The 17,354-nt window shown below is 67.9% G+C and carries 20 protein-coding genes and 1 tRNA gene; 12 read left to right on the top strand and 9 right to left on the bottom strand.

Translation table 11 applies throughout. The features are described 5' to 3' along the window. The first annotated feature begins 49 nt into the window (after positions 1-49). Positions 50-1,315 carry a pentapeptide repeat-containing protein gene (locus ACP693_RS14725; RefSeq protein ID WP_426020451.1) on the top strand — a complete coding sequence of 422 codons (1,266 nt, stop codon included), beginning with the start codon at positions 50-52 and terminating at the stop codon, positions 1,313-1,315. Positions 1,316-1,319: 4 nt separating this feature from the next. Here the strand turns inward: ACP693_RS14725 and metK are convergent, their stop codons facing one another. Next, positions 1,320-2,525 carry a methionine adenosyltransferase gene (gene metK / locus ACP693_RS14720; RefSeq protein ID WP_426020450.1) on the bottom strand — a complete coding sequence of 402 codons (1,206 nt, stop codon included), beginning with the start codon at positions 2,523-2,525 and terminating at the stop codon, positions 1,320-1,322. Between the two features lie 157 nt (positions 2,526-2,682). On the opposite strand from metK, the gene ACP693_RS14715 reads away from it, so the two are divergent. From ACP693_RS14715 to ACP693_RS14700, 4 genes are read left to right on the top strand one after another with little or no spacing between them, the layout of a single operon-like run. After that, entirely contained in the window at positions 2,683-3,129 is a 447-nt protein-coding gene (locus tag ACP693_RS14715) for a helix-turn-helix domain-containing protein (protein ID WP_426020449.1), read from the top strand. A 27-nt stretch (positions 3,130-3,156) separates the two neighbouring features. After that, positions 3,157-3,492: a hypothetical protein gene (locus tag ACP693_RS14710; RefSeq protein ID WP_426020448.1), complete on the top strand. Its 336-nt coding sequence runs from the start codon at positions 3,157-3,159 to the stop codon at positions 3,490-3,492. Positions 3,493-3,506: 14 nt separating this feature from the next. Beyond that, positions 3,507-3,971 carry a hypothetical protein gene (locus tag ACP693_RS14705; RefSeq protein ID WP_426020447.1) on the top strand — a complete coding sequence of 155 codons (465 nt, stop codon included), beginning with the start codon at positions 3,507-3,509 and terminating at the stop codon, positions 3,969-3,971. Continuing rightward, entirely contained in the window at positions 3,968-4,339 is a 372-nt protein-coding gene (locus ACP693_RS14700) for a hypothetical protein (protein WP_426020446.1), read from the top strand. The genes ACP693_RS14705 and ACP693_RS14700 overlap by 4 nt, the downstream gene beginning before the upstream one ends. Here the strand turns inward: ACP693_RS14700 and ACP693_RS14695 are convergent, their stop codons facing one another. The 4 genes from ACP693_RS14695 to hemC all read right to left on the bottom strand — a co-directional run bounded on the left by ACP693_RS14695 (position 4,340) and on the right by hemC (position 6,640). Further along, the gene (locus tag ACP693_RS14695) at positions 4,340-4,693 is read right to left on the bottom strand and encodes a helix-turn-helix domain-containing protein (RefSeq protein ID WP_039246365.1); all 354 of its coding nucleotides are present in this window, start codon (positions 4,691-4,693) and stop codon (positions 4,340-4,342) included. A gap of 172 nt (positions 4,694-4,865) precedes the next feature. Beyond that, a tRNA-Thr gene (locus ACP693_RS14690) sits at positions 4,866-4,941 on the bottom strand. Positions 4,942-4,982: 41 nt separating this feature from the next. Further along, positions 4,983-5,690, bottom strand: a complete 708-nt coding sequence (locus ACP693_RS14685; RefSeq protein ID WP_426020444.1) for a uroporphyrinogen-III synthase — start codon at positions 5,688-5,690, stop codon at positions 4,983-4,985. Continuing rightward, the gene (gene hemC, locus ACP693_RS14680; protein ID WP_426020443.1) at positions 5,687-6,640 is read right to left on the bottom strand and encodes a hydroxymethylbilane synthase; all 954 of its coding nucleotides are present in this window, start codon (positions 6,638-6,640) and stop codon (positions 5,687-5,689) included. The genes ACP693_RS14685 and hemC overlap by 4 nt, the downstream gene beginning before the upstream one ends. Here hemC and tsaD point away from each other — a divergent pair. Genes tsaD through ACP693_RS14665 form a run of 3 tightly spaced genes read left to right on the top strand, consistent with a single transcriptional unit; the run spans position 6,639 to position 9,248 of the window. Next, positions 6,639-7,853: a tRNA (adenosine(37)-N6)-threonylcarbamoyltransferase complex transferase subunit TsaD gene (tsaD, locus tag ACP693_RS14675; RefSeq protein ID WP_426020442.1), complete on the top strand. Its 1,215-nt coding sequence runs from the start codon at positions 6,639-6,641 to the stop codon at positions 7,851-7,853. The genes hemC and tsaD overlap by 2 nt on opposite strands. A gap of 26 nt (positions 7,854-7,879) precedes the next feature. Further along, on the top strand, positions 7,880-8,878 hold the full coding sequence (locus ACP693_RS14670; RefSeq protein WP_426020738.1) for an NAD(P)H-dependent glycerol-3-phosphate dehydrogenase: 999 nt from the start codon (positions 7,880-7,882) through the stop codon (positions 8,876-8,878). After that, on the top strand, positions 8,871-9,248 hold the full coding sequence (locus ACP693_RS14665) for a Rieske (2Fe-2S) protein (RefSeq protein ID WP_346494423.1): 378 nt from the start codon (positions 8,871-8,873) through the stop codon (positions 9,246-9,248). The genes ACP693_RS14670 and ACP693_RS14665 overlap by 8 nt, the downstream gene beginning before the upstream one ends. 6 nt (positions 9,249-9,254) lie before the next feature. Here the strand turns inward: ACP693_RS14665 and ppk2 are convergent, their stop codons facing one another. Next, the gene (ppk2, locus tag ACP693_RS14660) at positions 9,255-10,004 is read right to left on the bottom strand and encodes a polyphosphate kinase 2 (protein WP_426020441.1); all 750 of its coding nucleotides are present in this window, start codon (positions 10,002-10,004) and stop codon (positions 9,255-9,257) included. Positions 10,005-10,119: 115 nt separating this feature from the next. Between ppk2 and ACP693_RS14655 the strand changes: the two genes are divergently transcribed. The 3 genes from ACP693_RS14655 to ACP693_RS14645 all read left to right on the top strand — a co-directional run bounded on the left by ACP693_RS14655 (position 10,120) and on the right by ACP693_RS14645 (position 12,482). Continuing rightward, positions 10,120-11,262 carry a serine hydrolase domain-containing protein gene (locus ACP693_RS14655; protein WP_426020440.1) on the top strand — a complete coding sequence of 381 codons (1,143 nt, stop codon included), beginning with the start codon at positions 10,120-10,122 and terminating at the stop codon, positions 11,260-11,262. Between the two features lie 59 nt (positions 11,263-11,321). Beyond that, positions 11,322-12,083: an extensin family protein gene (locus ACP693_RS14650; protein ID WP_426020439.1), complete on the top strand. Its 762-nt coding sequence runs from the start codon at positions 11,322-11,324 to the stop codon at positions 12,081-12,083. A 195-nt stretch (positions 12,084-12,278) separates the two neighbouring features. Continuing rightward, positions 12,279-12,482, top strand: coding sequence for a cold-shock protein (locus ACP693_RS14645; protein WP_135194657.1), 204 nt, complete (start codon positions 12,279-12,281; stop codon positions 12,480-12,482). 160 nt (positions 12,483-12,642) lie between these two features. Here ACP693_RS14645 and ACP693_RS14640 read toward each other — a convergent pair whose 3' ends face one another. The 3 genes from ACP693_RS14640 to ACP693_RS14630 are packed head-to-tail and all read right to left on the bottom strand — an operon-like array spanning position 12,643 to position 16,358. Further along, positions 12,643-13,557 carry a DMT family transporter gene (locus tag ACP693_RS14640; protein WP_426020438.1) on the bottom strand — a complete coding sequence of 305 codons (915 nt, stop codon included), beginning with the start codon at positions 13,555-13,557 and terminating at the stop codon, positions 12,643-12,645. Between the two features lie 48 nt (positions 13,558-13,605). Further along, positions 13,606-15,774, bottom strand: coding sequence for a histidine kinase dimerization/phosphoacceptor domain -containing protein (locus ACP693_RS14635; RefSeq protein WP_426020436.1), 2,169 nt, complete (start codon positions 15,772-15,774; stop codon positions 13,606-13,608). Further along, positions 15,771-16,358, bottom strand: coding sequence for a biliverdin-producing heme oxygenase (locus tag ACP693_RS14630; protein ID WP_426020435.1), 588 nt, complete (start codon positions 16,356-16,358; stop codon positions 15,771-15,773). Before ACP693_RS14630 ends, ACP693_RS14635 begins: the two co-directional genes overlap by 4 nt. Before the next feature lie 150 nt (positions 16,359-16,508). Between ACP693_RS14630 and ACP693_RS14625 the strand changes: the two genes are divergently transcribed. Next, positions 16,509-17,285 (top strand): transglutaminase-like domain-containing protein, encoded by a 777-nt coding sequence (locus ACP693_RS14625; protein ID WP_372691292.1) that lies wholly within the window; start codon positions 16,509-16,511, stop codon positions 17,283-17,285. Positions 17,286-17,354 lie beyond the last annotated feature (69 nt).

Genomic DNA, 17,354 nt, shown 5'->3' with positions numbered 1-17,354 from the left:
CGCCTGTCGTTCAAGGGTTTCTTAAGTCAGACGGGCGCAATGTGTCGAAATGGCGCTGGCGGAACCCATCGTGAGAAAACGCCTGACGCAGGCGGAGCTGGACCTGGTCTGCGCCCGGCATGACCGGCTGTTCCAGGCCCGCCCCGGCGGCGCCCGCGCGGTCTTCGGCTGGATGGACCTTTCGGGCCTCAGCCTGAAGGGCCGCAATCTCGCCGACGCGGATTTCGCGGCCGCCTGTCTGGAAGGTTGCGACCTGACGGGCGCCAAGCTCGACAACGCCAACTTCTTCGGCGCGGACATGCAGGACGCGATTCTGGCCGAGGCCAGCCTGCGTCGCGCCGACCTGCGCGGCGCCTGCCTGCGTGGCGCGGACCTGTCGGGCGCCGACATGTTCGAAGCCGACCTGCGCGAAGGCACCATCGCCGCCGCCGACGCCAAGCTGGGCTTCAAGGTGATCGAACCGCGTCACCGCGAGGAGACCGAGGCCGTGGGCGCCAACCTGTCCGGCGCCAATCTGCAGCGTTCCAAGATGTCGGGCGTCATCGCCATGAAGGCCGATTTCTCCGGCGCGGTGATGAAGGACTGCAAGCTGGTCAGGGCCAATCTGAAACAGGCCAATTTCCGCGGCACGGACCTGGCCGGGGCTGATCTGTCCGGTGCGGACCTGTCGGGCGCCGATCTGCGCGACGCCATTCTGGTCGGTTGCAAGATGACCATGTGGCGCGCGGACGGCGCCGACATGCAGGGCGCGCTGACGGACAACAAGTCCTCTTGCGAATCCGTGGACCGGATGCCGGCCGCCGAAATGCTGCGCGAACACGCCCGCTGGTGCGAGACCGGCGGGTCCGAGGGCCAGCCTTCGGTCTTCGACGGCGTCGATCTGCGCCCGCTGAAGTCGATCACGGGCCTGAACCTGACCGCCCTGTCGGCCAAGGGCGCAGTCTTTTACGGCCTGGATATGGAGGGGGTGCAGCTACAGGGCGCCCAGCTCGAAAACGCCGATCTGAGGTCCGCCAAACTTCGACGCGCCGACCTGCGTGGGGCGCGTCTGAAGGGTGCGAGGCTGAACGGCGCGGACATGCGCGAGGCGCAGCTGGGGCCGTTGCTGATCGCCGCCGATCGTTTGATGCCAGCCGATCTGACGGGGGCGGTGCTGCGGGGTGCGGACCTATCGGGCGCCGATCTGAAGCGCGCGGTGCTGGTCGGCGCCGACCTGGGCCGGGCGACGATGCACGGTGCCCAAATGCGTCAGGCCGACCTGACCGACGCCAATCTGACGGGCGTGCGCGGCCTGGTTGTGGACCAGGCCGCCTGACGCTTTAAGCGAGCGCCTTGAGTTGATCGACCAGGTCGGTCTTTTCCCAGCTGAAACCGCCGTCCGCATCGGGCTCACGGCCGAAGTGACCATAGGCGGCCGAGCGGGCGTAGATCGGCTTGTTCAGCTTCAGATGCTCGCGGATCGCACGCGGCGTGGCGCCGCCGATCAGGTCCAGGATCTTGTCTTCCAGGACTGTTTCGGAAATCTTGCCCGTGCCGTGCAGATCGACGTGGATCGACTGAGGCTTGGCCACGCCGATGGCGTAGGAGATCTGGATGGTGCAGCGGTCGGCGAGACCGGCGGCGACCACGTTCTTGGCCAGGTAGCGGCAGGCATAGGCCGCCGAACGGTCAACCTTGGTCGGATCCTTGCCAGAGAAGGCGCCGCCGCCGTGGGGCGCCGCGCCGCCGTAGGTGTCGACGATGATCTTGCGGCCGGTCAGGCCCGCGTCGCCGTCAGGTCCGCCGATCTCGAAGATGCCGGTCGGGTTGATGTGCCAGACGGTGTTCTCATCGGTGAAGCCTTCCGGCAGGACTTCGAGGATATAGGGTTTGACGATCTCGGCGACCTGTTCGGAGCTGAGGCCCTTGGCGTGCTGGGTCGACAAGACGATCGAGGTGGCGCGGACCGGCTTGCCGTCCTGGTATTCGATCGTGACCTGGCTCTTGGCGTCGGGCTCCAGCTGCGAGCCACCGGCGTGGCGAACCTCGGCGAGGCGCTTCAGGATGTTGTGGCTGTATTGCAGGGTCGCCGGCATCAGTTCCGGCGTCTCGTTCGACGCATAGCCGAACATGATGCCCTGGTCGCCCGCGCCCTCGTCCTTCTCGTTGGTCGAGTCGACGCCGACGGCGATGTCGGCCGACTGGGCGTGAAGGTGGCAGGCGTAGTCCGCCGTTTCCCAGTGGAAGCCGTCCTGCTCATAGCCGATGTCCTTGACCGCGGCGCGAACCAGCGGCTCCAGGCTGTCGATGATGCTCTGGGTGAAGGCTTCGTTCTCTTCCTTGGTATTGCCCGGCTGGGTGGCGCGGACTTCGCCGGCCAGAACGATGCGCTGGGTCGTGACCAGGGTCTCGCACGCCACGCGCGCCTCGGGATCCTTGGCCAGGAAGGCGTCCACGACGGTGTCGGAGATGCGGTCTGCGACCTTGTCGGGGTGACCTTCGGAAACGCTTTCCGAGGTGAAGAGGAAGGAAGAACGAGCGGCCAAGAGAGGCTCCTGTCTGTGTCTGGCGATCAGACATATAAAGATATGCTTATATGTTCAAGTGATCTGACATCTGGCGATGAGACGGAAAGTGGTTTGCAGGCCAAGCGGATCGGCTGACAGCGTTGGATTTTAGGGTAAACAGGCTGCGGGGGATCGAATGCCTGACAGCCTGACGACGAGAGAAAGCGAATGCGTCCACCTCGCCGGCCAGGGCCTGGAGGACAAGGAGATCGCCGCACGGCTCGGCATTTCGCCCCGCACTGTCGGCAATCACCTGCATCGCGCCTACGCCAAACTGAACGTATCGGATCGCAAACTGGCGGCGCGTCGGCTGAGTAGCGTCTACTCAGAGGCGTCGATACTCATTCCCAACACCGGCCCCTATCCGCTGAATGATCCCACGTCGGCCGAACAGTCTGACGATGCGGTTTCCGACCGACCGACGTCCTGGCTTCTGCCGGCTCCGCCACGCGGGGCTCTGGCGAGAGTGGGGGTCATCGTCGCCGGCGCCGCCATCGCCCTGCTGTTCGCCATCGGGATCGTGACGGCGGGCATGGTGGTTCCATCCCTTTTCGACCGGCTCGCTCCCGCTGAAATGCGCTGACAAAACGGCTTAACGGGAGATGAGCCAATGAAGAATATGCACGTCGGCGTTCGCGTGGCGCGACAGGTCAGAACCGCCGAACACGCCGTCGATCAGGCGATGATCGAGGTCTGCCGACTGGTCCAGACGGCGCTGGAAGGTCGGGTCGAGGCCCGGCTGGCGGCCGAGGTCGGACAGGACGCCCTGGCCAATATGATTCGCGGCCTCAGCCAGCTCGCCGAGGTTCGCGGCGCGGTCATCGCCAGTCACGGCGAACTGGCCCAGGTCGCCGATGAACACCAGGTCGGCTGGTATATGGACGGCCCTCGCGAGGACAAGGCAGGCACAACCACCGGCGTCGCGCCCTTCGCCATCGCCGCCTGATCGCTGCTGCGGAAATGTGGTCGCCGCTATCCCTGCTGCTTGAGGGTCTGACCTACGCGGTCATGGCGCTTCTGCTATGGAAAGGCCGCACGCCCGAGCGGATCGTCGTCGTCGCCCTGTTCACACTGCAGTGGGGCACGCCGTTCGTGGACCACCTGTTCATCGGGCATTTCCGATGGGGGGTGGCGTCGCTGTCGTTCGCCATGTTCTGCCTGCTGGTAGGATTGGCGCTGCGATACGACCGCTGGTGGCTTCTTCTGGCGGCCGGCGCTCAGCTCATCGCCGTCTCGACCCATCTGGCCAGCATCGCCGGTTCCGACGCCCTTCTCTGGTCGATCGTATCGACCCGGATGGTCGTCTGGTTCGAACTGCTGCTCCTCGCTCTCTTCGGCGTCTGGGAGGCGCGCGCCGCCCCCTACGCCCATCCCCAATCACGGCCCGCGCCTGTTCGCGCGCCACACAAGGTCACAGTCCAATGAACACCCAAGCCGCCACCGCCTTCATGCCCCTGTTCCGCTCGTGGCTTGAGACGGCCAATCTGGCCCAGCAGGTCGGATCGCAATCCCTGTCGGCCAGCGGCGAGAACCTGCTGGTCGAGCTGGACCTGGCGCCGATGGAGGCGGCCGAAACCACCCTGCTGGATCATGCGCCCAGCACGGCGGTCGAGGCGGTCTGCATGATCGAGATCATTCGTCAGGGTCTGGCCGACGCCGGCCGTTCGGACGGCCGCGACATGCGCGCGCTGGCAGCGATTCAATCGTGGCTCGCGGCCACGGCTCTGGACGCGCCGTCGGATCGGCGCGACGAGGTGGAGCAGTTGCTGAAGAGCGTCAGCAACCGCGCCTGATCAGCCGCGCAGGCCCTTGGCCACGGTCAAGAGGGCGTCGCGTTGAGCGGCGTCCTTGATCCCGCGGAAGGCGGCCAGCAGTTCGGCGACGCCAGGGGCGGCCAGCGCAAGCTCGTCGCCCTCGGCCGTCTCCAGCTCGCCCAGCAGGGCGGCGCCGGTCGATTTCAGGACTGATGCGATCTGCAGAAGACGGGCGGCGGACACGCGATTGACGCCCCGCTCATACTTCTGAATCTGCTGGAAGGTCACGCCGGCGCCGGCGGCCAACTGCGCCTGAGTGATGCGAAGTTCCTCGCGACGCGTGCGGATGCGGCCGCCGATGGCGATGTCTACGGGATCTACTGCGTCGTTCATTTGGGCCTACGGACAGGACTAATGGCGTGCCAAGGCCCCAAAACGTCAACGCCGTCAAGCCAAAGCTACTCCACTAGGGAGTGCTACGTGTGCTGATGAGTGTGAATTCAACCATTGGGATGTATGACGGGGTTCTCGCCGTCGCTTCCGGCGCGAACCGCGCTCGGAAAAGTGGTGCCGCTTAGGTGACTCGAACACCTGACCCCATCATTACGAATGATGTGCTCTACCGGCTGAGCTAAAGCGGCCCGGTTGCGACGGACGAAGCAGTCCGCGCGAGACGGGGTCTTTATACGGCCGCATCGCGCTTGCCAAGCGCCGCTTTCAAGATCGTGAGCAATGAGGCTTCGTCGGGCGTTTCAGCCACGGCCGGGGTAAGGCCCAGGGCGACCAGCGGGGCGGCGGCGGCGGGGGAAATGCAGGCCGTGACGGCGTGCGACAGCCGGACGATGTCCCGTTCGGTCAGGATCTTCGCCGCGCGGGGGGAGTGAATCAAGATTGCGTCGAATGTCGTGGGTGCGGCGACGGTCGTGGGTCTGGCGCGATAGACGATCAGGGGCTGGATCGAGACCTTGCGGGCGCCGGCTGAGGACAGGGCTGCGTCGAAGTCGCCGGCGGGGCTTTCGGCTTGCGGAACCAGCACGACGCCGTCGCTCAGTTCGGAGGCGATCAGGCGTGCGAGGGCGTGGAGATCGCCGGAGGCGGAGCGGACGTCTACGAAGCCGGCGTCGCGGGCGGCCTGGGCGGTTGCATCGCCCACGGCGAAGACTGGACGATCACGCTCTGGGGCCAGGTCGGCGAAGGCGGCGACGCCGTTGATGCTGGTGAAGGCCAGGGCGACGAGCGGAGCCAGGTCGGGGACTGGCGGGGTCAGGTTCTCGATCGCCAGCAGGGGGGCGATAATCGGCTCGAACCCCATGTCTCGCAGGCGTGCGGCGGTGCGCGAGGCGCCGGGTTCTGCGCGCGTGATCCAGATGCGGGCGGGCGCCTCAGTCATCCGTCCAGGGTCGCGGGATCGACCTCCTGATCGCCGGCGGAGGCGTGGACCTCGCCGCCCAACCGCTGGCCCAGGGCGCGGGCGTCGGCCTCTGTGGGTTGGGCTAGGTCGCCGACGCGCCGCCACCGGGCCGAACCGTCGGGGCTGAGCATTTCCGTGGTCAGGTGCAGCGCATCGTTGGCGATCAGGGCGTAGGCGCCGACGGCGGTACGGCACGACCCCTCCAGCGCCGTCATGGCCCCGCGCTCGGCGGCGACGGCGACGGCGGTCTCCGGGTGGTTCAAGGCGGCGACCCAGGGGGCGTCGATATCCTCGGCGCGTGTCTGAATGGCCAGCGCGCCCTGGCCCGGCGCCGGCAGGAAGGCGTCCAGCGACAGTTTCTCGCGGATATGTTCGGTGACGCCCAGCCGCGCCATGCCGGAGACGGCCAGAAGGATGGCGTCGAAATCGCCCTCGGCCGCGCGGCGCAGGCGGGTGTCGATGTTGCCGCGCAGCATCTCGATCTTCAGGTCGGGCCGCAGCGCCAGGGCCTGGGCCTGGCGACGCAGGCTGGCGGTGCCCAGGCGCGCGCCGAAGGGCAGGGCGTCGAAACTGTCGAAGTCGCGGCTGATGAAGGCGTCGCGCGCGTCCTCGCGTTCGGGAATGGCGGCGATGCACAGGCCCTGCGGCTGTTCGGCGGGGACATCCTTCATCGAATGGATGGCGATGTCGATCCGGCCGGCCAGCAGGGCCTCCTCGATCTCCTTGGTGAACAGGGCCTTGCCGCCGACCTCCAGCAGGCGGCGGTCCTGGATGCGGTCGCCTGTGGTGACGATCTCGACCAGGGGAACCGCGGTCTCGATCTCGGCCTCGGGCACGTTCAGGGCGCGGCCGATGGCGCGCTGCATCATGCCGGACTGTGCCAGGGCCAGCTTGGAGCGCCGGGTGCCGATGCGGAGGGGAAAGGTCATGGCCGTCATGTGGGTCGTTGCTTACCGGACGCCGGATCGCTACCTCGACCCGATGGAGAGTTCCGCCGACTATAGCAGCGGCGCCGCAGCGGCAACCGGACGGGATGTCCCCCCCTTTTCTGGTGAAGCCCTGACGGTGCTGGGTCTGGAGACCAGCTGCGACGAAACCGCCGCCTCGGTGGTGCGCCTGCATCCGTCCGACCGCGGCGGCCGGGCCGAGGTCCTGTCCTCGGTCGTTCACAGCCAGATCGACGACCATGCGGCCTATGGCGGCGTGGTGCCCGAGATCGCGGCGCGCAGCCATGTCGAGATGATCGCCGAGGTCACGCGCCGCGCGATGGCCGAGGCGGACATGGGCTATGACGGGCTGGACGCGATCGCGGCGACGGCTGGGCCGGGTCTTGTCGGCGGGGTCATGGTCGGCCTCAGCTTCGGCAAGGCGGCGGCCCTGGCGCGCGGCCTGCCTCTGGTGGCGGTCAACCATCTGGAAGGCCATGCGGTATCGGCGCGGTTGGGGGCGGAGGTGGCCTATCCCTTCTTGCTGCTGCTGGTGTCGGGCGGCCACTGTCAGCTTCTGGAGGTGCGCGGCATCGGCGACATGAGCCGGATCGGCGCCACCATCGACGACGCGGCGGGCGAGGCTTTCGACAAGATCGCCAAGGCGCTGGGCCTGGGTTATCCGGGCGGGCCGGCGCTGGAGCGGCTGGCGGCGCAGGGCGATGGATCGAAGATCGACCTGCCGCGCGCCCTTCTGGGTCGCAAGGACTGCGACTTCTCCTTCTCGGGTCTGAAGACGGCGGCCTTCCGCATCGCCCAGACGTGCGAGACGGACCAGGACAAGGCGGACCTGGCCGATGCGGTTCAGAACGCCATCGCGCGCCAGCTGTCGGATCGCTCGGAGCGGGCGCTGGCGGCCTATGCCGAAACCCATGACCACCGGCTGTTCGTGGTGGCTGGCGGCGTGGCAGCTAACAAGACCATCCGCGCGACGCTGGAGGCCACGGCGACCCGGCACGGCTTCGACTTCCTGGCGCCGCCCATGGCCTATTGCACCGACAATGCGGCGATGATCGCCCTGGCGGGGGCCGAGCGGCTGGCGCTGGGGCTGACCAGCGACATCGACGTCGTCGCCCGGCCGCGATGGCCGTTGGACGAAGCGCGCGCCCTGTCCGATCCTTCGCACAAGCCGGGCCGTAAAGGCGCCAAGGCATGACGCAAAAACAAGCCTCGGGAGGGCGTATGGAATTCCGCACGGCAGGGGTCATCGGCGCGGGCGCCTGGGGCACCGCCCTGGCGCAGGTCTGCGTCCGGGCAGGGCTGGATACGACGCTGCAGGCGCGCGAGCAGAAGCTGGTCGAGACGCTGGGGGCGACGCGGGCCAACGACCTGTATCTGCCCGGCGTGCCGTTGGCGGACGAACTGAAGTTCACGGCGGAGCTGGCGGATCTCGCCGACTGCGACGTGATCCTGGCGGTGCCGCCGGCCCAGCATATGCGCGCCACCCTGACGGCCTTTGCGCCCCATCACCGCGCCGGCGTGCCGGTGGTGCTGTGCTCCAAGGGGGTCGAGCGCGGCACGATGAAGCTGATGACCGAGGTGCTGGCCGAGACCCTGCCGGACGCGCCCGCCGCCGTCCTGTCGGGCCCCAGTTTCGCGGGCGAGGTGTCGCGCGGCCTGCCGACCGCCGTCACCCTGGCCTGCGCCGATGCAGCGCTGGGTCAGGCCCTGCTGAACACCCTGTCGGCGCCGGGTTTCCGGCCCTATCTGGCGACCGATCTGGTGGGCGCCGAGGCGGGCGGGGCGCTGAAGAACGTGCTGGCCATCGCCTGCGGCATTTCCGAAGGGCGTCAGTTGGGGCGCAGCGCCCACGCCGCCTTGATCACGCGCGGCTTTGCGGAAATGACGCGCCTCGCCGTCGCCATGGGCGGTCAGGCCGAGACGGTGGCGGGCCTGTGCGGTCTGGGCGACCTTGTCCTGACCTGCTCCAGCCCCCAGTCGCGCAACATGAGCCTGGGTCTGGCCCTGGGCCAGGGGCAGACGGTGGAACAGGCCCTGGCCGGCAAACGGTCGGTGGCCGAAGGTTACGAGAGCGCTCCGGCCGTTCGCGAACTGGCGGCGCGCCTGGGCGTGGAAATCCCGATTTCCGAAGGCGTCGCCGCCCTGCTGGCCGGCGAGATCGACGTAGACGGCCTGATCGACGGCCTGCTGTCGCGTCCGCTGAAGGCCGAGCGTGTCTGAGGAGGCCCCGGCCGAGCGCAAGCGGGTCTGGAAGACGCCGCCGGGCGTGGCCCTGTGCGCCGAGAGCGACATCGCCGACCCCGGCTCGCGTGGCTTCGTGCTTCAGATCGGCGAGGCCTTCTTCCACGGCTTCGTCGTGCGCAAGGACGGTCAGGTCGCCGGCTGGGTCGACCGCTGCCCCCATGCGGGCTTTCCCATCGCCATGGAGATCGACCGCTATCTGACCCCCGACGGGTCGCTGATCCTGTGCGGCTGGCACGGGGCGGTGTTCGAGCCGCTGACCGGCGAATGCAAGGGCGGCCCCTGCGCGGGCGGGCGGCTGACGCCGTGGCCGGTGGCGGCGACGGGCGGGATCGTCAGGACGGCCTGAGGCCGATCAGCGCGCCAGCTTTCCCTTGGCCTTGGCGGCGCTGAAGACGACCTGCGGATCCGGCTTCTTCACCTCGACGCTGGCCTGTTTCAGGACCGACAGGATGTAGCGGCCGATGTTCAGCCGCGCGGTCTTCTTGTCGTCGGTGGCCACGACGGTCCAGGGCGCGAAGGGGCGATCCGTCTCGTCCAGCATGCGGTCGCGGGCGTCGGAATAGGCGTCGAACCGCGCCTCGGCCTCGGCGTCCAGCGACGACAGCTTGAACTTCTTCAGCGGGTCGGTGCGGCGTTCCTTCAGCCGTTTGGCCTGTTCCTCGCGTGAGATGTCCAGCCAGATCTTGATCAGGATGATCCCGTCGTCGGTCAGCATCCGCTCGAAGCGCGGGGCGTCGGTCATGAACTGGGCGTACTGCTCGGGCTTGCAATATCCCATCACCGGCTCGACCCCGGCGCGGTTGTACCAGGACCGGTTGAAGATCACCGTCTCGCCCGCGCCCGGCAGGTGGGGCACATAACGCTGGAAATACCACTGGCTGCTTTCGCGGTCGCTGGGCTTGGGCAGGGCGATGACACGGGTCTGGCGCGGCGACATGTGTTCGGTCAGCCGCTTGATGGCCCCGTCCTTGCCGGCGGTGTCGCGACCCTCCAGCACGATGACCACGCGCGAGCCGTGTTCGATGCTCCAGGCCTGGCTCTGGACGATCGCCAGCTGGATCTGCTCCAGCTCGGCGTCATAGGCGTCTGATTTCTTTCCCATCACGAGAGAGTGGGCCGGATGTGGGATCGGGGCAAGCGGCGCGAGATTACGATCTTCTCATGCGACGCCGCGCGGTTTCGGACTAGGGTCGGAGACTTGCAGGAAGAGGGATCGCATGACGCTGAATCGTCGAAACGTCGTGGCTGCCGGCGCCGCAGCCGCCTTGTTGGGCGCCCGACCGGCTGCAGCGCGGACTGCGGCGGCTTATGACGCCGCCATGGACGCGGCCTTCGCCGCCCAGGCCCCGGTCGCTCTGGCCCCGGTCGCTCTGGCCGGCGGGGTTGTGACGCGCGAGGGGCTGGCCTGGTCCGGGGTCCGGGGCGTGCGCCGGTTCGGCGCGAACGATCCGGCGACGCTCGATGACCGCTGGCATTTCGGGTCGAACACCAAGGCGATGACGGCGGCCCTGTTCGCGCGGTTGGTCGAACAAGGCCGAACCCAGTGGGACGCGCCCTTGGGCGAACTGTTTCCCGGCATGACGATCGATCCAGGCTGGAATGGGACGACCATCCGCGACTTCATGCGCCACCGGGCCGGGGTCAAGGACGCGGCCGCCCTGGGCATGGTCTTCTTTCTGACGGCGCGAGACGATCCGCGATCCCTGCCCGAGCAGCGGGCGGCCGTCGTCGAGCGGGTGCTGGGCGCACCGCCGAGCGGCCCCCAGGGCGTTTATGAATACAGCAACGCCGACTACATGATCGTCGGCGCCGCCATCGAAAGGATCACCGGCGCACCTTGGGAAGAGGCGATGCGGGCCGAGGTCTATGGGCCGCTGGGTCTGACGACCGGCGGCTTCGGCGGGCCGGTCCACAATGCGACGGGCGGCGCCAATGCCTGGGGACATAGGGGCGTAGGGGCCGGGCGGATCGCCATGGACCCTGCCGATCCGGGCGCAGACAATCCCCTGGCCCTCGGGCCTGCGGGCACGTCGCACATGACGCTGGGCGACTATGCGACATGGCTGGGCGTCTTTCTGAACGACGGAGCGGGCTGGCTGAAATCCGAAACGGTCGCGACGCTCTCTGCCCCATTGGCGGGCGAGGGAACGCCCTATGGGCTGGGCTGGATCGTTCTGCCGGGAAAAGCGTGGTCCAGGGGGCCGATCCTGACCCACGATGGGTCGAACACCCTGTGGTATGCGACGGCCGTCGTGGCGCCGGGTCTGGGCGCGGCCTTCATCGCCTTGACCAACCAGGGCGACGGGGCGGCCGCGACCGGACTGATGCCGGGGTTGGTCCGCGCTTTCGAGGCGGCGTGAACGTATCGCGCCCGGCGGCGTTTGCCAGCGGGGCCGTTTGCGGCCCGTGACGGGGCGGAATGAAGCGCGATCTGGCGGACATGTGGAATCTGGTGTGGGAGCTCGCGCTGCTGGTCTGCGCGGGCTTTGCACTGTTGAACGTCTTTGCTCCGGCGCAGGACCTGCCGTGGAAGCCGCTGGATCTGGATCGGCCCCTGGGACGGGCCACGACGGCCAAGGTCGCCGCCTTCGACGTGCCGACCGCCGCCTCGCCCGAGGCGGTGAACAGCGCGACGGAGGCCTGTATGCAGGCCTTGCGCAATGCGGGGGTTCAGGTCGAACGGGCGCCCGACCGCGACGACGGCGGCTTCTGCGTGGTGCGCGGGGCGGTGCGGATCACGGGCGGCGAGGTGACGCCTCTCGCGCCGGCCGGCGTCGTCATGCAGTGCCCCTTGGCGGTGCGCTACGTCATCTGGGACCGACAGGTGCTGCGTCCGGCGTCGCGCGACATTCTGGGTTCGGCCCCGGCGCGTGTCGAGAACTACGGGACCTATTCGTGCCGCCGCATCTATGGCTCGCAGGACGATCAGGAACGGCCCAGCGAACACGCCAAGGCCAATGCGCTGGATGTCGCAGGCGTCACCTTGAAGGACGGACGAACCGTCAGCGTCCTGAACGACTGGCGCGGCGACGGTCCTGCGGGCGAGCCGGGCTCTCGCTTCCTGCATGCCGTTCGCGACGGCGCGTGCCGTCTGTTCTCGACGGTTCTGACGCCCGACTACAACGCCGCCCACGCCAACCATCTGCACATCGACGGCGCTGCGCGGGGCATCTGCCGTTAATCCTGAATGGGACCAGCGCGAATCGCTTTGCTGTTGACCGCCTCGAAAAGCCGGGTGACAACATCAGCACAGTCCGGATTTTGCGTGGGGTCCATACCCGCGTTTCGCTCCTTCGCCTGAACGAGCTGTCCAGAGGACTGTCGGGTCACCCCAAGGGGGATCCGCCTGGAAAAGCGCGTTTACGGAGACGCAGACATGGCGACCGGCACGGTCAAGTGGTTCAACCCCACCAAGGGCTTCGGCTTCATCCAGCCCGATGGCGGCGGAACAGACGTGTTCGTTCACGTCACCGCCGTTCAGAAGGCAGGACTTCAGGGTCTCGATGAGAACGCCAAGGTCGAATACGAGCTGGAAAACCAGCGCGGCAAGACTTCGGCGATCGATCTCAAGCTTCTCTGAGTCGATCAGCCTTCAAGGCTTAGGAACGGGCGCGGGAGTTTCTTCTGCGCCCGTTTTCTTGTTGTGGGGCTACCGCGCTTCGCGCTGCTTGAGCGCATCGTTCCCGGCTACCGCGCTTCGCGCTACTTGAGCGCATCGTTCCCGGCTACCGCGCTTCGCGCTACTTGAGCCCGTTCGGCGCCTCTGCGGCGGTGACCGTCTTCACCCGCTGCGACCTCTGCGCCATCAAGATGGCGCCCAGCACCAGGGCGCCGCCCAGGGCCTGGATCGGCGTCAGGGTCTCGCCGAAGATCCACCAGCCCAGCAAACCCGCGACCACCGGCTGGATCAGGATGGTGACGGCCGTGACCGAGGCCGGCAGTTTGCCCAGCGCCCAGGCCACGCCGCCCTGTCCGAAGACGTGCATGACCCCCATGGCGATACAGGCGGCCCACCCGGCCGGCCCGGCGGGAATGACAGCTTCGCCCAGCGCCAGGGCGACGATCAGCAGCAGGGGCGCGCCCAGCAATGTGGCCCAGAAGGTGACGCGCATCGCGCCGGCCGTGCGCCGCGCGGCCTTCACCGCCAGGAAATAGCCCGAATACCAGACTGCCACCGACAGCGAGAAGATATCGCCCAGCGGCGGATTGGTCCCCTGTCCGCCGTCCGCGCCCGCAGCCATCGCGAAGGCGCCGCCCATGGCCAGGGCCAGGGCCACAAGGAACAGCCGGTGCGGCCGCTCCTTTAGCACGAACCAGCCGAACAGGGTGACCACGACCGGCGTCAGGTTGCACAGCACCGTCGCATTGGCGACCGAGGTCATGACGATGCCGTAGTGCCAGAAGCTGAGGTCCAGGGCGAAGAACAGACCCGCCAGCAGCGCCCATTTCGACGGCGTCGCGATCCCGCCGGGCTCACGCGCCGCCAGGATGGTCAGAAGGGGCAGGGCGAACAGGAAGCGCCAGAAGCCCGCCGCCGCCGGCCCCGTCTCGGTCAACCGCACCAGAATGGGCGCCAGGCCCAGCACGCAAGCGGCGATCAGCAGGACGATCAGGGCGAAGGCGCGAGGCGAGACACGCGAAACAAGGGCGGACATGGCGCGGCTCTTACGCCGCCCTGCGGCGTCACGCCACAGGGCGTGCGATCAGATCAGCGGATCGATCCGCGCCTTGACGTTGACGGCCAGGCCCGGCGCCCGGTCCACATAGTCGATGGTCCCGTCCAGCTGTCCCACCAGGCTCTGGATCATCATCGAGCCGAAACCCTTGCCCGCCAGATGGCCGCCGGCGCCCTCGTCCTCGACCGACAGGCGGAAGTTGGCGCCCTGGTCTTCCATGATGATGCGAAGCGGACCGGGCTTGCCGTTATAGGCGTATTTCTGGGCGTTGATGATCAGTTCGGTCAGGATCAGGCCGATGGTGACCGCCCGCCCGGCATCGACGCAGACCGGGTCCAGATCCGTCTCGATCACGGCCGTCCAGTCCGGCCCCATGCTGGAGCTGAGGTCCACGATCAGGTCTCCGATGTAGCGGGCCATGTCGATAGAAGCGACCTGATCGCCCAGATACAGCCGGCTGTGCACCGCAGAGACGGCGCGCACGCGACGACGCGCCTCGTTCAAGGCCGTGGCGGCGGCGCTGCCCGTCTGCTCGCGCGCCTGAAGGCCCAGGAAGCTGGACACCAGGGTCAGGCTGTTCTGGACCCGGTGGTTCACTTCGCGGATCAGATATTGCTGCTGCTCCAGCCGCAGATCCCGCTCGGACAGGCGGTCCTGAAGCGAGCGGTTCAGGCGGCGAAGCTGGTCGATGGCGGCATAGTCGGCCAGGGCGTCGCGAAGGCGCGCGGCCGACTCGATCGCAGCCGGGCTCCAGCGGTGGGCGCGGCCCGAGACCGATTCAGACCAGCTCTCGAACGAGGCGCGCGGCGTCAGCACGGCGTTTGGGCCGGTCTTGTCGGCGGTTGAGGGATTGCCGGCCCACCGCACCGTCTCGATCACTTCGGAGCGGAACCACAGGATCGACACCGGCTGGTCGATCGGCAGGGTGACGGCCAGGAGCCCGCTGCCATGGATCGACCAGGCCTTGGCCTCGGGCAGGACGGCGGCAAGGTTGTGGGAGGACACGGGGCGCAGACCGGGCTGTTCCGCAGCCCAGGCGGCGATGGCGCTCACCGCCTCCTTGGGCGGAGCATGGCCGAAGATCTGGACGTCGCAGTCGCCGACGATGGCCAGGCCGTCGGCGCTCGTCAGCTGCATCAAGGAATCGGCGTGCATGCCCAGCGCCTCGCGCAGCGGGCGGTCCGTCGAAAGCCGCCCGATCATTTCGTCTTCCATGCGGCGCAGGCGGATGCGTTCGCGATAAAGCTCGGCGTCGCCCTTGGCCTTCAGCTGCCGCGCCAGATTGCGTGCCAGGGTCGTGCAGCCGACCCGAAGCTCGTAGGGCAGCAGCTTGGGCGAGGCGTTGTGACAGGCGATCAGCCCCCACAGAGCGTCGTCGACGATGATCGAGACCGAGGCCGAGGCCCGCACGTCCATGTTTCTGAGATACTGCAGATGGATCGGCGACACCGACCGCAGGCCGCTGTCGCTCATGTCCAGCGGCGTCTCGCCGGGCGCCACGGGACGCAAGGGTTGGGGCGTATAGCGGCTGTCGGGAATGACACGCACGGGGTTGCGCAGATAAAGGGCCCGCGCCTGTCTGGGGATGTCGGCGGCCGGAAAATGGTGGTTCAGGAATGACCCAGTTCCGTCCGCGCGCGCCTCGGCGATCACCTGGCCCGCATCGTCGTCGTGGAAGCGATAGATCATGACCCGGTCGAATCCGGTCAGCTTGCGAAACGCCTCGGCCGCCCGCTCGCACACCGACTGCACCGTCACCGCCCGTTCCAGCGATGCGCCCGCAGCGTCCAGATTGGCGACCAGGTCGATGCCCAGGCGCGCCTGCTGCGAGCTCTGTTCGACCTCGACGATCATCAGGTCGTCGGCAGGGCCGGCGTTGGGCGCACGGTGGACGACCACGTCGTATTCCAGGCGGTTGGTCGCGCGCCAGCGGCAGGCGAATCCGGTCTCCTGCATCGCCGCCATCGAACGGATGCGCCGGTCCGTGACATCGCCCAGCACGTCCGCGATGGTGCGATCGATCCAGGTCTTACGGCCGGTCAGGTCCTCGATGGCGCCCGCGCCCTGTCTGATCGTCAGGGTTTGCAGGTCCAGAACCAGCAGGAAGCCGTGCGGCTGGATGGATTGCGGAATGTGGATCGGCTCGCGATCACAGTCCGTCAGCACCGGTTCGACGGGGTCGGGGGGCTCGGTCATGCGGCGGCGTCCTGCGTCTGCGGTTGCAGGGTCTGGTGGGCGAAGGCGAAGCCGTCGAGGCCGCCCTGCACGATCTCCTCGACGGTCGCGCGACCCGAGGCGCAGGCCTGGTCCAGCAAGGTCATAAAGGCGCGCCAGCGGGCGCCGGTCTCCTCGCCATAGGGATCGAGGAAGTCGAGGCCGTCCAGATCGCGTCTCTCGGCCGTCAAACGACGACGAATAATGCGGCCGCCCAGCATCGACCCTTCCGCGACATAGACCCAGCCCAGGGCGGCCCCAGCGGTCGTCGGCGCGACCGGGCGTGCAGGAGCGAGGACGCGGACGCCCAGCGCCGCAAGATCCCGGGCGATGTCGGCGGCGCGAGAGCGGGGCTCGAACGCGCCGCCGACATCCGTGTTCAGGCCAGCGACCAGCGGGTGGCTGACCGGCTCCAGACCGGCGTGAAACCGGTGAAAGGCCTGCACCGTCGCGGCGCGGGTCGCGCGGTCGGCCAGACGCGGCTCGATCCGGGCCTCGATCTCCAACGCTTCGTGAGCGGATGCGGTGGCTTCCCGAAGAGCGAGAAGGGCGGGGGAAGCGATCATGGGCGCCAGATTAACACACTGTCTTGTCTTGTCGATTTTCACGGACGCAAAGCCGCGCTAGAAGGCGCCTCACGGACACGGAACGGCCCAGGGCGCATGGCGTTCAGCAGCCTCGTCCATTTTCATTTTCGCTCGGAACGGTAGGCCCTCATGAAACTGCGCGTGCGCGCCGAGCTCGTCTATCGTTTCGATCCGCCGACCGACGCCATCTACAAGATCCAGGTGGCCCACTGGCCCGGCCAGGACATCATCGAAGAGACCCTGACCTTCGATCCGCCGGTCGAGTTTCACGAGGACGAGGACGTCGATTTCGGCGCCCGCACCCTGCGTTGCCATGTCGAGGGCGAGGTCACCCTGACCTATGAGGCGGTGGTCGAGAACGGCGTGCTGAAAGGCCTGCCGCCCAGCGTGTCTCAGCACGACTGGGGCGAGCTGCCGGCCGAGGTCCTGCCCTATCTTCAGCCCAGCCGGTATTGCCCGTCGGACCAGTTCGGCCGGTTCGTCACGCGCGAGTTCGGCGACACGGCGGGCGGCGCGCGCGTGCTGGCGATCCTGAACTGGATCACCGCCAACGTCGATTACGAGCACGGCGTCTCGGACACCGAGACCACGGCGGCGCGCACCTTCATCGACCGCGCGGGGGTTTGTCGCGACTTCACCCACCTGGGCATGACCCTGTGCCGGGCGTCGGGCATTCCCGCCCGCGCCGTCAGCGCCTTCGCCCACCAGCTGGAGCCGCCCGATTTCCACGCCATCTTCGAGGTCTGGCTGGACAACGGCTGGTGGCTGGTCGATGCGACGGGCCTGGCCCCGGTCGAGGGTCTCGTGCGGATCGCCTGCGGGCGGGATGCGGCGGACATCGCCTTCCTGACCACCCAGGAGCGGTGCCAGATGGTGCGTCAGTCGGTGACTGTGGCGGCGGCTTAATGCTTACCCTCTCCCGTTGGGAGAGGGCTTGAGCGCCCGAGAGCGTCAGCGATCGGTCTTGGCGCGAAA

Origin of the sequence: Brevundimonas sp. TWP1-3 (genome assembly GCF_049896085.1) — a bacterium.
GTDB lineage: Bacteria > Pseudomonadota > Alphaproteobacteria > Caulobacterales > Caulobacteraceae > Brevundimonas.
This window is presented reverse-complemented; position numbering and strand designations above follow the sequence as displayed.